Source organism: Bradyrhizobium yuanmingense (assembly GCF_029167105.1).
Taxonomy (GTDB): domain Bacteria; phylum Pseudomonadota; class Alphaproteobacteria; order Rhizobiales; family Xanthobacteraceae; genus Bradyrhizobium; species Bradyrhizobium yuanmingense_A.
Genome location: NZ_JARFML010000001.1, coordinates 274,779 through 288,187 on the forward strand (window position 1 = coordinate 274,779; position 13,409 = coordinate 288,187).

At 65.5% G+C, this 13,409-nt stretch carries 13 protein-coding genes; all 13 read left to right on the top strand.

The window, feature by feature from the left end; genetic code table 11:
• Positions 1 to 48: 48 nt before the first annotated feature.
• Entirely contained in the window at positions 49 to 801 is a 753-nt protein-coding gene (locus P0R31_RS01370; RefSeq protein WP_275512523.1) for a MotE family protein, read from the top strand.
• On the top strand, positions 802 to 1,500 hold the full coding sequence (gene flgH, locus P0R31_RS01375; protein WP_275512524.1) for a flagellar basal body L-ring protein FlgH: 699 nt from the start codon (positions 802 to 804) through the stop codon (positions 1,498 to 1,500).
• Between the two features lie 42 nt (positions 1,501 to 1,542).
• Entirely contained in the window at positions 1,543 to 1,986 is a 444-nt protein-coding gene (locus tag P0R31_RS01380; RefSeq protein WP_036037699.1) for a flagellar basal body-associated FliL family protein, read from the top strand.
• Positions 1,983 to 2,723 carry a flagellar type III secretion system pore protein FliP gene (fliP, locus tag P0R31_RS01385; RefSeq protein ID WP_036007014.1) on the top strand — a complete coding sequence of 247 codons (741 nt, stop codon included), beginning with the start codon at positions 1,983 to 1,985 and terminating at the stop codon, positions 2,721 to 2,723. Before P0R31_RS01380 ends, fliP begins: the two co-directional genes overlap by 4 nt.
• Positions 2,724 to 2,987: 264 nt before the next feature.
• Positions 2,988 to 3,896 carry a flagellin gene (locus P0R31_RS01390; RefSeq protein ID WP_157281907.1) on the top strand — a complete coding sequence of 303 codons (909 nt, stop codon included), beginning with the start codon at positions 2,988 to 2,990 and terminating at the stop codon, positions 3,894 to 3,896.
• A gap of 270 nt (positions 3,897 to 4,166) precedes the next feature.
• A complete protein-coding gene (locus P0R31_RS01395) occupies positions 4,167 to 5,081 on the top strand; it encodes a flagellin (RefSeq protein WP_275512525.1) in 915 nt (304 codons plus the stop codon).
• Positions 5,082 to 5,376: 295 nt separating this feature from the next.
• A complete protein-coding gene (gene fliF / locus P0R31_RS01400) occupies positions 5,377 to 7,002 on the top strand; it encodes a flagellar basal-body MS-ring/collar protein FliF (RefSeq protein WP_275512526.1) in 1,626 nt (541 codons plus the stop codon).
• On the top strand, positions 6,999 to 7,694 hold the full coding sequence (locus tag P0R31_RS01405) for a hypothetical protein (protein ID WP_275512527.1): 696 nt from the start codon (positions 6,999 to 7,001) through the stop codon (positions 7,692 to 7,694). Before fliF ends, P0R31_RS01405 begins: the two co-directional genes overlap by 4 nt.
• A 6-nt stretch (positions 7,695 to 7,700) precedes the next feature.
• Entirely contained in the window at positions 7,701 to 9,014 is a 1,314-nt protein-coding gene (locus P0R31_RS01410) for a MotB family protein (protein ID WP_275512528.1), read from the top strand.
• Complete coding sequence (locus tag P0R31_RS01415) at positions 9,011 to 10,189, top strand: chemotaxis protein (protein ID WP_275512529.1); 1,179 nt, start codon at positions 9,011 to 9,013, stop codon at positions 10,187 to 10,189. Before P0R31_RS01410 ends, P0R31_RS01415 begins: the two co-directional genes overlap by 4 nt.
• Positions 10,186 to 11,529: a flagellar hook-length control protein FliK gene (locus P0R31_RS01420; protein ID WP_275512530.1), complete on the top strand. Its 1,344-nt coding sequence runs from the start codon at positions 10,186 to 10,188 to the stop codon at positions 11,527 to 11,529. Before P0R31_RS01415 ends, P0R31_RS01420 begins: the two co-directional genes overlap by 4 nt.
• On the top strand, positions 11,480 to 12,061 hold the full coding sequence (locus P0R31_RS01425; RefSeq protein WP_275512531.1) for a transglycosylase SLT domain-containing protein: 582 nt from the start codon (positions 11,480 to 11,482) through the stop codon (positions 12,059 to 12,061). Before P0R31_RS01420 ends, P0R31_RS01425 begins: the two co-directional genes overlap by 50 nt.
• 106 nt (positions 12,062 to 12,167) lie before the next feature.
• Positions 12,168 to 13,400, top strand: a complete 1,233-nt coding sequence (locus P0R31_RS01430; protein WP_025034317.1) for a flagellar hook protein FlgE — start codon at positions 12,168 to 12,170, stop codon at positions 13,398 to 13,400.
• Positions 13,401 to 13,409 lie beyond the last annotated feature (9 nt).

Below are 13,409 nucleotides of genomic sequence, written 5' to 3' on the forward strand. Positions count from 1 at the left end.
CTTGGTCGCTCAATGCTCAGGTCTGAAGCGAGAATCGCACGCGGCCCGATGCTGAAGCTGGATCACAAAGCCAAACTCCTCCTGCTGGCCGCGGCAGCAATGCTCGGGAGTGCCTCGCCCGCGCTCGCCTTGGACGAGGCCAAGCCGTCGAAACCGCTCAACCTGCTCTCCTTCGCCCGCGCCCGCGCGGGCGGACCGCAGAAGCCGCAGCCGTCGGCCACCGCGACACCTGTCGACAACGCTTCGGTCCGGGCCACGGCATGGGCGGCCGAAGATTCGGGCCCCGCGGTCACCGGTGCGGTGCCGGAGACACCGGCGCCTGCGCCAGCCCGTCCGGCCAAGCCCGGCAGCGTCACGGCGCCGCCGAAGCCTGCGCCGCCGCAGGCTGCGCCGGCCCCGGACAACGAAATCGCGCTGTTCTGCAGCAACGTCGCCGATCCCGCCGTCGACGCCAGGCTGGCCTGGCAGCTCAAGGAGCTCGAGAAGGCCGAGAGCCTGTTGCGCGAGCGCATCGCCGAGGTCGAGGCCAAGCGCGCCGAATACGAGAAGTGGATGGCGCTGCGCGACGACTTCCTGAAGAAGGCCGAAGCCAGCGTCGTCGAGATCTATTCGCGCATGAAGCCCGAAGCTGCGGCGACGCAGATCGCCGGCATGGCCGACGAGACCGCCGCCGCCGTGCTCGCCAAGCTCAGCCCGCGCAGCTCGAGCGCGATCTTCAACGAGATGGACACGGCACGCGCGGCGCACCTCGCAGACCTGCTCGGCGGCATGCGTCGCGTGGACGACGGAAAGAACAAATAGATGACCAAGCCGATCCTCTCCCTGCTCGCGGCGTCGGTGCTCCTGGCCGGGTGCTACCATCCGGCCGAAGTCCTGACCGGTCCGCAGATGTCGCCCGTCGGCAGCGGCTTGCGGATGCAGGCCGATCCGATCCCGGTGACGCCGCGCATGCGCACGCCCGTCAGCTATCGCTCGACCTGGGACGACGGCACCGATCTCTACCGCGATCCGCGCGCCCGGCGCACCGGCGACGTCGTGACGGTGATCATCTCGATGCAGGACAAGGCCAAGCTCGACAACAAGACTGGCCGTTCGCGCGATTCGCAGGTCAAGTTCGGGCTCGACTGGCTGATGGACATCGCTGGATGGAACGACACGGGTTCGGCCAACGCCAATCTCAGCACCAATACCCAGATCAAGGGCAACGGCCAGATCGACCGCACCGAGGACATCAGGCTCTCGATCGCGGCCATCGTCACCGACGTGCTGCCCAACGGCAATATGATGATCAGCGGTTCGCAGGAATTTCGCGTCAACACGGAGATGCGCGTGCTCAAAGTCGGCGGCATCGTGCGTCCGCGTGACATCTCGCGGGCCAACACCATCTCCTACGACAAGATCGCCGAGGCGCGCGTGTCCTACGGCGGGCGCGGAAATCTGTCGGACGTGCAGCAGCCTGGATGGGGACACCGGATCTATGACGCCGTGGCACCATTCTGAGACCGGCGTCGGCCGGGGGGCGTTGCGATGCCAGGGGACGCCATGCGCCTGATCGCCGCCATCGTCGTGCTGACCCTGATCGCGATCGGCGCGGGCGCGATTGCCGGTCTGCATCTGATCGCGACCGCCGAACGCGTTGCCGACGCCAAGAAGAACGCCACATCGCCGCCGATCGCGTCGAGCTACGCCGGCAGCGCGCGGCTCAGGAAATTGTCTCCGATCGTGACCAATCTCGCCGCGCCGGCCAACAATTGGGCGCGCATAGAAGCCTCGATGGTGACCGACAGCATGAGCGACGAGGATGCCGGCATTCTGGCCGCCCACATCAGCGAGGACATCGTGACCTATCTGCGGTCGGCGACGGTCGCGCAGTTCGAAGGATCGCGCGGGCTCCAGCATCTGCGCGACGACCTGACCGAGCGCGCCAATATCCGCTCGTCGGGCAAGGTCCGCGAATTGATCATTGAGACGCTGGTGATCCAGTGAGGGTGAAAGTCCTGCTGCTCGCGCTGGTTCTGGTCGTGCTGCCCGAAGCGGCGCTGGCCCAGATTCCGGACCTGAATTCCCTGCTGCCGCCCGGAAACGGCTCGACCAGCGGCCGGATCATCCAACTGATGGCGCTGATCACGGTGCTGTCGGTGGCGCCGGGGCTGCTGATCATGGTGACGAGCTTCACGCGATTTGCGGTGGCGTTGTCGTTCCTGCGCGCAGGTCTCGGCCTCCAGACCACGCCTGCCAACCTGGTGCTGATCAGTCTCGCGCTGTTCATGACCTTCTATGTCATGGCGCCGACCTTCGACCGGGCCTGGGAGAGCGGCGTCCAGCCGCTGATGAAGAACGAGATATCGGAAGAGGAAGCCTATCTGAAGATCACGGACCCGTTCCGCGAGTTCATGCTGGCCCATGTCCGCGACAAGGATCTCCAGACCTTCGAAGCGCTCGCCGCCGAAAGCTTCCGCAGGAAGTTCGACGACAAGCGGGTCGATCTGCGCGTCATCATTCCGGCCTTCATGATCTCCGAGCTCCGGCGCTCCTTCGAGATCGGATTCCTCATCATCCTGCCGTTCCTGGTGATCGACATGATCGTGGCGACGCTGACCATGTCGATGGGCATGATGATGATGCCGCCGACGATCCTCGCGCTGCCGTTCAAGATGCTGTTCTTCGTGCTGATCGACGGCTGGAATCTGCTGGCCTCCGGGCTGGTCCGCTCGTTCTCGTGAGCGCTGCGAGCGCCGGCCGGCCCTTTATGGTTAAGCGATACGCACTGGTTATGGTTAGCAGTGCGTAATGTTAACCATATGATTTTACTGTGGAATTCAAACTCGTCTTAATCCGGAAGCAAGATTCGGCGTGCTAGCAACACGGTACGGCGGGTTGGACCCAGACAGAGCGGTCCAAAGGCATGATGCCGCCCTTCCGTACCGGTGAAAGCCCGGTATGTCCCCTCGTGAAAATGTAAACGCGTACATAAAGGGACATTCGCAATGTCAAGCCTGCTTACGAACTCGACTGCCATGACCGCGCTCCAGACCCTGCGGTCTGTGGGTTCGCAACTCTCCACCACGCAGAACCGGATCTCCACCGGCCAGCGCGTGTCCACCGCGTCGGACAACGCCGCCTATTGGTCGATCGCAACGTCGATGCGCTCCGACAACGCTGCGCTCTCGGCGGTGTCCGACTCGCTCGGCCTGTCGGCCGCGACCGTCGACACCGAATATACCGCTCTGACCTCGGTGATCGGCGACAAGGACTCGGGTCTGACCAAGCTCCAGGCTCTGCTGGTCCAGTCCAAGACCGCAGGTATCGACCGCACCAAGATCCAGGCGGACATCACCCAGATCCAGCAGGACATGAAGCTGAAGGCCAACTCGGCGACCTTCAACGGCATCAACTGGCTGAGCACCACGACGGGTACCACCCCGACGAGCTTCAGCCTGGTGTCGTCCTACTCCCGCGTCGGCGGTACGCCCACCATCGGCTCGATCACGGTCACGACGGCCAACTACACGCTCTACTCGACCACGCAGACCGGCATTCTGGATACCGTGGCCGGCAGCGCCTCGGTCGACACGATCAACATCTCTGCGCTGACCGACTCGGCCGCCGACCAGACCACGCTCGATGGCTACATCGCGCAGGTCACGACTGCGATCAACTCGGTGGCCTCGGCCGCCGCCAATCTCGGTGCCGTCAAGAACCGTATCTCGACCAACACGAACTTCGTGAAGTCGCTGATGGACTCGGTTGACCGCGGTGTCGGTCAGCTCGTCGACGCCGACATGAACGCGGAATCCACCCGCCTGGCCGCCCTTCAGGTCCAGCAGCAGCTCGGTGTGCAGGCGCTCTCGATCGCCAACAACAGCAGCCAGAGCATCCTGTCGCTGTTCCGCTAAGACGGATGTCATCGGGGGAGGGCCGCGCTTCTCGCGAAGCGCGGCCCTTTCGCTTGGGCATGGCCACGCGCGCCCAAGTCCGGCCGCCTGTTGCGGCCGGAACACAGAGCCGCAAGCCCCGCACAAGCTTCGCTCGCTAACCTCGCCGCTACGACAGATTGGGCCCTGAATCCGCGTTTGCGGCACGCCCAAAGGCATGACGCCGCCCTGTCGTACCGGTGCAAGCCCGGTATGTCCCCAACTCAAGTCAATCTTCAAAGGGACATCAAAATGGGTTCTAGTCTTCTCACCAACTCCTCCGCCATGACCGCGCTGCAGACCCTGCGGTCTGTCAGCTCGCAACTCGCCACCACGCAGAACCGGATCTCCACCGGTCAGCGCGTGTCCACCGCTTCGGACAACGCCGCCTATTGGTCGATCGCAACGTCGATGCGCTCCGACAACGCTGCGCTCTCGGCGGTGTCCGACTCGCTCGGCCTGTCGGCTGCCACCGTCGACACCGAATATACCGCTCTGACCTCGGTGATCGGCGACAAGGAATCCGGCCTGACCAAGCTCCAGGCGCTGCTGGTCGAAGCCAAGACTGCCGGTATCGACCGCACCAAGATCCAGGCGGACATCACCCAGATCCAGCAGGACATGAAGCTGAAGGCCAACTCGGCGACCTTCAACGGCATCAACTGGCTGAGCACGACGACGGGTACCACCCCGACGAGCTTCAACCTGGTGTCGTCCTACTCCCGCGTCGGCGGTACGCCCACCATCGGCTCGATCACGGTGACGACCGCCAACTACACGCTCTACTCGACCACGCAGACCGGCATTCTGGACACCGTGGCCGGCAGCGCCTCGGTCGACACGATCAACATCTCCGCGCTGACCGATTCGGCCGCCGACCAGACCACGCTCGATGCCTACATCGCGCAGGTCACCGCCGCCATCAACTCGGTCGCCTCGGCAGCCGCCGATCTCGGTGCGGTCAAGAACCGCATCTCGACCAACTCGGAGTTCGTCAAGACCCTGATGGACTCGGTCGACCGCGGTGTCGGCCAGCTCGTCGACGCCGACATGAACGCGGAATCGACCCGCCTGCAGGCTCTGCAGACCCAGCAGCAGCTCGGCGTTCAGGCGCTCTCGATCGCCAACCAGAACAGCCAGAGCATCCTGTCGCTGTTCCGCGGCTAAGCGGCGCTTTCGAAAACGACCGTGCTCCCTCAAGGAGCACGGTCCCCGCCGCGATGGTGGGCGCCGACACACGACGTGCCGGCAATCGAACATTCGTCATCGTCTTGCGACATGCTGCAGCCGCTCGGGCTGCCGTGCGCCCGAGCGCTCGCTCGCGGCTGCCAAACCGATTGCGTCGCCTCGTCTTGCATAATTGCAACGCCTCGCCAGCGAACCCACACATTCGCGCCTCGCGCAACCTTCAGACAAGGTTGGCAGCTGAGTGTCGTCACCATTCGCATTGGTACGAGGTCATATGCTCAGTCGTGCGCAGGTACAGCAACTGCTCAACAATCTGCTGGAGCTTGGGCCGCGACGCCTGATGGCCTTGGGACTGATCGGCTTTGCGGTTCTCGTCACGGTCGTCGGCGGCGCCTATTATCTCAGCCGCCCCGAGTTCGAAACGCTCTATACCGGCCTCACCCGCGAAGACGTGACGCGCATCGGCGCGGCACTGCGCGAGCAGAACATCACCTTCGACGTCAATTCCGCCGGCGATGCGGTCTCGGTGCGTCCGAGCCAGACCATGCAGGCGCGGATGCTGCTCGCCGAGAAGGGGCTGCCGACCAGCGCCAATTCCGGTTACGAGCTGTTCGACAAGATCGGCTCGCTCGGGCTGACCTCGTTCATGCAGGAGGTCACCAAGCTGCGCGCGCTCGAAGGCGAGATCGCCCGCACCGTCCAGCTGATGAAGGGCGTGAAGGCGGCGCGCGTGCATATCGTGCTGCCGGTGCGCGGCTCGTTCCGCGCCACGCAGCAGCCGCCTTCGGCATCGGTCGTGCTGCGCACCGACGGCGCGATCGAGGCGCGCACGGCGCAGTCGATCCGGCATCTCGTCGCCGCCGCCATTCCCGGCATGAGCCGCGACAAGGTGACGGTGCTCGATGCCGACGGCTCGATGCTGCTCGCCGAAGAGGACGAGGCCAGCGCCGCGCCGACCAAGATGGCGAGCCTGCAGAAGACGGTCAGCGGGATGGTGCAGGAGAACATTCGCAAGGCGCTGACGCCGTATCTCGGCCTCGACAATTTCGAGGTGAGCGTCGCTCCGCAGCTGTCCACCGACAAGCGGCAGATCAACGAGACGGTCTACGATCCCGAGAACCGCGCCGAGCGCTCAGTGCGGGCTGTACGCGAGAAGGAATCCTCGCAGAACGCCGACCGCTCGTCGCCGACCACGGTGCAGCAGAATCTCCCCGACCAGCAGGTGAATGCGGGCGGCGGCAAGAACTCCAGCGAGGACAAGACCCGCCGCGAAGACGTCACCAATTTCGAGGTCTCCTCCAAGACCACAACGACGGTCAGCGACGGCTATTCCGTCAAGAAGCTGTTCATCGCCGTCCTGGTGAATCGCGCGCGGCTGGTCGCCGATCTCGGCGACAAGAGCAACCAGGCCATCATCGACAGCAAGCTCGCCGAGATCAGCCAGCTCGCGGCGACGGCGGGCGGATTGGACAAGGCGCGCGGCGATCAGATCCAGGTGACGGCCGTCGATTTCATCGAGGGCTCGCGTGAGCTGGCGCCGGTGCCGCCGATCAGCTTCGTCGAGATGATCAACAAGCAGCTCGGCAGCGTCATCAACGCGATCACGATCCTGGCCGTGGCTTCGATGCTGGTCTGGTTCGGGCTGCGGCCGGCGGTCAACGGTATTCTGACCCATCGCGCGGAGCAGGAGCAGGCCGAGGCGGCCGAGGCCGCCCAGCTCGAGGCCTCGGCGGCCCTTGCGCTGCCCGACGGCGAGGAGGCCGAGCTCAACCTCGTCGAAGATCTCGAAGGCAAGATGCAGCGAACGCCGCAGAAGCGGCTCGAGCAGATCGTCCGGCTCGATCAGATGCAGGCGGCGGCGATCCTTAAAGACTGGATGCGACGCGAGGAGGCGGCATGAACGCGGCAATCGGAAAACTCCTGACGCAGTTCGATGCGAATGGCCGGGTCAAGTCGTCGCCGCCGCCCCCGCCTCCAAAAATCCAGGACGTGCTGACCAGGCCAAAGGAGGCGAGGCGCGATCCGCAGCCTCAATCGCAGCCGCAGGCCCACACGCAGCTTCAGGCTCAGTCCCCGGCGCCCGCGACGGAAGCGCCGCCGGTCAATCTCCTGGACGACGCCTATCGGCGCGGCCATGCCGCGGGCGTCGCGGAAGGCGACGCCAAATTGGCCGAGGAGCGCGTCCGCAGCGCGATCCGGCTCGGCGAAGAGCGGGCCAAATGGTCCGATCAGCAGGCGGTCGCGATCGTCAGCGGCTTCGAGGCGGCCTGCCGCGAGATCGAGACCAATATCGCAAGCTCCGTGGCGCGGATCCTGCTGCCGTTCCTCACCGATGCGGTGCGCGACAAGGCGATCGGTTCGCTGGTCGAGCAGATCGCGGCACTGACCGGCAGCTCGTCGGCGCCGGCCTTCAAGGTCACCGGCCCGAGCGAGCTGCTGGACCTCGTGAAGACGCAGCTCGAGGCGTCGAGGCGAACGGGCATCGCATACGAGGCCGCCGAGACGCTCGAGGTGCGCGTCGTGGCCGACCAGACCGTGATCGAGACGCAGATCTCCACCTGGAGTGAACGGCTCAAGGAAGCGCGCCGGTAGTCCGCCATGGAGGAGGTCAAGCATGAGATCGTGATCGTCCGACGCCGCAGCGCCTTCGCCGAGGAGGCGCATCACGGCGGCGTCTGGAAGATCGCCTATGCGGACTTCATGACCGCGATGATGGCGTTCTTCCTGGTGATGTGGCTGCTCAACGCGCTCAACCAGGACCAGAAGCAGGTCGTCGCGAGCTATTTCAACCCGATCAAACTCGCTGAGAACTCACCTGCCCCAAAGGGCCTCAAGGATCTCTCCAACAAGGAGCCGTCGTCGTTCGAAGGCCAGGACGGCAAGCGTCAGCCGGCCGGCACGAACGAGGAACGTCGCGGCGATTCTCCGACGGCCGAAAAAAAGGCCTCTTTCGAGGAGAAGGTCCTGTTCCGCGATCCCTATGCGACGCTCGCCGAGATCGCCAACAGCGCGAACCAGTCGACGGGCCAGCGGCGCGCCGGCGCTCTGACCTCCGCTGAAGAGGACGGCCTCAAGGGGGGCGATGCCTATCGCGATCCATTCGATCCCGGCTATTGGAAGCTGGCGCCACAGGCGTCCAAGGACGCCGATCGCTTCATCGAGAGCGAGCCGAAGCCGAATGCCTCCGCGCGAGACGGCGCAGCCGGAGCAAATCCGGGCGAGGTGCAGGCGCGCCGGAGCAGGACGGATGATGCCGGCGGCAACGTGCCTCCGGGCCCGGAGAGCTCGTCCGCAAGTCTGTCGCCGCTGGCGCCGCCGGGCGCCGCACCGACGCAGTCGCCGCGCGAGGGCAGCGCCCAAGCTGGCGTCCAGGTGAGCACCGCCCGGCAGGCTCGTCTCAACGATACGGCGAAGGAGCCGGAGGCGCGCGACACGGCGCAAACGCAGCAACCCACCCTCAAGCAGCTTCAGTCCGCGGTCGCGGAGGCGCTGTCGGACATCAAAGCAGGGGCGGGGCCGGCGGCCGAGGTGCGTCAGGTCGAGGAAGGGCTCCTGGTCAGCCTCACCGACGATGCGAGCTTCGGCATGTTCGCGGTCGGCTCGGCGGAGCCGCGGCCCGAGCTGATCCGCGTGATCGACAAGATCGGGCCGCTGCTGATGAAGCGCCAGGGCATGATCATCGTCCGCGGGCATACCGACAATCGGCCGTATCGGTCGGAAACTTACGACAATTGGCGGCTGTCGACCGCACGTGCGCAGATGGCCTATTACATGCTGGTCCGTTCCGGCGTCGATGCGCGGCGGATCGAGCATATCGAAGGTTACGCCGATCGGCGCCCGAAGCTCCCGAACGACCCGGCCGCCGCCCAGAACCGCCGGATCGAAATCCTGATCCGGGAGAAGCGCCCTTGATCAGGCTGCTGCGCCGCGCCGTCCTGCTGCTGCTGCCGTTCATCGCGGCAAATGCGCTTGCCCAGCCTGCACTCCAGGACAGCGAACCCTATGAGCTCGTCCGCGCGCTGCAAGCGGTGCAGGACGGCATCGCCAATGGCGACACCGCCGCACATGGCAGTCATATCGCGCTGATCCGGCAAATCGGCGAGAAGTTCCTCGCGGCCGATCCCGCGGTGTGGAGCAATCCGCGGAACGGCCAGGCGGTCGTCATCTACCTGCTCAGCGGCGGTGCGCCGCAAATCGTCCGCAAGCTGCCGCGCGACAAGATGAACGTCGACGAGCGGCTGTTCAACGGTGCGCTCGCCTATGTCGAGGGTCGCCAGGAGGAAGCGCGGGAGCTGCTCAAGGAGATCAAGCCGCGGACGATTCCCTCCGTACTGGGCGGACAGGTCGCGCTGGTTCAGGGCGCGCTGTTCGCGCGCGCCGAGGCCTCGCTCGCGATCGAGCGTTTGGACGATGCGCGCCTGCTGTTGCCCGGCACGCTGGTCGAGGAGGCGGCGCTGCGGCGCGAGATCCTGCTGGTGGGGCAGGCGGAGGATTTCGAGAAGTTCGAGTTCCTGACGCTGGCCTATATCCGCCATTACCGCAACTCGATCTATGCGGGCGATTTCTGGCAGCGCTTCTCCGCGGGGCTGACGCAATCGAGCCTGGCACTCGACGAGCGCCGCTTTGCGCGGATCTCGGCCTTGCTCGAGCAGATCGATCGCCCCAGCCGCCTCAAGCTCTATCTCGTGATCGCGCGCGCCGCGATGGTGCGCGGACGGCTGACCGTGACCCGGCTGGCCGGCGAGCGGGCATTGACCCTCAGCGCGGATGCATCGGCGGAACGCGAGCGCGCCCATTTCTTCCGCGGCGCCTCGCGCGTGCTCACCGACGAATATGACGGCGGTCTCGCCGAACTGAATGCGCTCGACCGGTCGAAGCTGCCCGAGCGCGACGTGCCCCTTCTCAATGCCACGGTGCAGCTCGCGCTCGACGTCCGCAAACCGTTCGCCGGCGGATCCGCCGCGGCGGCGGACAAGCCCCCGGCAACGCCGGCGCGGCTCAATCTGGCGTCATCGACCGCGACGCTCGCACGCGCGCAGAAGCAGCTCGGCGAGCTCGAACTTCTGACCAAGGACCGCCGTCCATGACCAAGCTCAGTGGAACCTCCGGACAGCTCTTCAACGGTCTCGCCGAGAGTCTCAACATGCGCGGGTCGCGCACGGCAAAGGGTGCCGCGACCAAACCGCAGGCGAACTCGTCCTTCAACGATCTGCTCCACACAGTTTCGAATCTCGCCAAGCAGGCGCTGAGCGAAGACGGCAGCGAGGCGGCCGCGACGACCGGAACGCTGCGCACGCGCCCGATCCATGCGGCCGAGCAGGAGCAGCCGAAGGAGGCGGCGCTGCGCGAACGCGTCGCGACCACTGCAGATCCAAAGTCCATGGACGAGACCTCCGACACCAAGTCCGACAAGCTGGCGGAGAAACCACGTCCGCTCGATCATCTCACCGGGACAGATCGCCAGGATCAATCCGGCATCGCTGTGATGGTCGGGCAGGAGCTCGCTGCCGTGCCTGCCGTGAAGCCGCAGATGCAAGTGCCCTCCGCAGACAAGGACGCGCCCGCGCGCGACGAGCGGTCGCCCTCGGCGAAGCACGAGGCACCGGGCGCGGTGAAGGCGGCGACCGGCGATCCCGGTCCATCCAGTCCTGCCCCGGCCGGCGCGCGCTCGCAGGCGGCGGCTTCGCAAGCGATGGCGGCGTCGCAATCGGCGCTGACGCAAGGTGCGGAGGCCTCGAGCGCAAGGCCGGCATCACCCGGCTTCGAGGCGGTCACGGCCGATGTCGAGCGCGCTGCCAAGGCTTCGGCGCGCGCCGCGCTACCCGAGACGACCAAGGTCACCGTGGTCCAGCAGGAAACTCATCTGCCACCGGCGCAGTTCAACGCCCCGCAGCAGGTTGCCAATGCAGTCGTCGCCGAGCTGAAGGAGTCCTCGGCACCGGCTGCGTCCGCGGCACCCGATCTCGCCGCATCCCAGACCAACGCACCGGATCAGCCGCTCAGGATCCTGACCGTCAATCTCGAACCGGCCGCGCTCGGGAACGTCACGGTGCGCCTGCGTCTCGTCGGCACCGAAGTGTCCGTCCAGCTCGCGGCAGAGCGCAAGGACACGAGCCAGATGCTCGACCAGCAGCGCGACCAGATCCGCGATCTCATGCAGTCGGCCGGCTACGTCGCCGACGTCGCACCGGTCCAGCACGGCTCGCTGGACGGATTCCAGAGCGGCTCCGGCCAGTCCCAGCCCGAGCTCTCGGGCCAGCAACAATCCTCGCCGCAGTCGCAAGGCGCGTTCGGCGGTGCCGGCACGTCGTCGGGGCAATCCGACGGCGGCACGAAACAGGCTCGCCAGGAGCGCCAGTTCAATCAGGAGACACGTCATGAGCAGGACGTGGCGCCGCATCACCGTCGCGGCCCTGTTTATCTCTAGTGCGGGCGCCGCCGAGGCGGCTGCCGAGACTGCGCGCCCCTGCGAGCGCGAGATGACGCGCGCGGCCCGGCAGCATGGGATTCCGCTCGGCATTCTCTATGCGGTCGGCCTCACCGAGACCGGCCGGCGCGGCGCGCTCCATCCTTACGCGCTCGGGGCCGACGGCCAGACCGTGTTCGCCAAGGACATCAACGATGCAATCGCGAATTTCGAGGCGATGCGCAGCAAAGGCATCAAGCTGATTGATCTCGGCTGCATGCAGATCAACCATTATTATCACGGCGACAAGTTCGCTTCGGTCCGGGCGATGTTCGATCCCGCGGGGAACGTCGAATACGCCGCGCGCTTCCTGAAGGAGTTGAAGCAGCGCGAGGGCAGCTGGACCATGGCTGTCGCGCGCTACAACGCGGGTCCCAACAATCAGCCGGCGCAGAAGCGCTATGTCTGTCACATCGTTGCGCATCTCGTCTCGAGCGGTTTCGGCGCGTGGACGGACAAGGCGCGCTCGTTCTGCCAGCCCAGGACGAGCTGAAGCAGAGCTGACCGGACCACGACAAGTTGTGCATCGCGCCCAATCATCAGCCCCGCGCAAGCAAGAACCCCCATTGTAGCTGCAACCTACCAAAGGAGCCCAATTCATGAGCCTGTATGGTGTTATGCGCACCGGCGTTTCCGGGATGAACGCGCAGTCCAACAAGCTGTCGACGGTCTCGGACAACATCGCCAACGTCAACACGACGGGCTACAAGCGGGCTTCGACGGAGTTCTCCTCGCTGATCCTGAAGAGCGGCTCCGGCAATTACGATTCCGGCGCTGTCGAAACCAAGGTCCGCTATGCCATCAGCGACGGGGGCAATACGCAATATACCACGTCGACCACGGACCTTCGCGTCCAGGGCAATGGCTTCTTCGTGGTGTCGAACGCCAACAACACGCAGCAATATCTGACGCGGGCCGGCTCGTTCGTGCCCGACAGCCAGGGCAACCTGGTCAACGGGGCCGGCTTTTATCTTCTGGGCCAGCCCGGCAACGTGACCAACTTCTCGCAGAACAGCCTGTCCGGCATGCAGATCGTCAACATCGCCCAGGTCTCGCAGGTGCCGGTGCCGTCAACGGCGGGGACGCTCACGACCGGCAACCTGGATCCGAAAGCGGCCGTCATTGCTGGCCCGCCCGGTCCGGCGTCATATTCATCGAAGAGCTCGATCGTGGCCTACAACAATATCGGCCAGGCCGTTACGCTCGACGTCTATATGTCCCACACGGCGACGGCTGCCGGCTCGGATACCTGGCAGATCGGGGTCTACGACTCCGCGACGGGCACCTCGCTCGGCGCCGCCACCACTTTCACCTTCGACACCACGGCGGCCGGCAGGGGCGCGCTCGCGGCAGCGAGCCCGACCGGTCTCGCCTTCACCGTTCCCGGAGGTGCGGCGATGACCTTTGACCTGTCGAACTTGACCCAGGTCGGCACCGACTTCAGCTTCAAGGCCACTGTCAATGGCAGCGTTCCCTCGGCCATCGACAAGGTCGATATCGACGATGCCGGCCATGTGACGGCGATCCTCAAGAACGGGCAGCAGCTGACGCTCTACACCATCATGCTCGCCGACGTCGCGAGCCCCGACAATCTGACGCCCGAGCCCGGCAACGTCTATTCGACCAATATGAATTCCGGCAACGCGCAGGTCGGAAATGCCGGCACGGGTGGGCTCGGCACGATCCAGTCCAGTGCCCTGGAGGACTCCAACGTCGATCTCGCGGACGAACTCACCGGCATGATCGAGGCCCAGCGCGGCTTCACGGCGAACTCGAAATCGTTCCAGACCGGCTCGGATCTGCTGGACGTCGTCGTCAACTTGAAGCGCTGAATTCCTCGG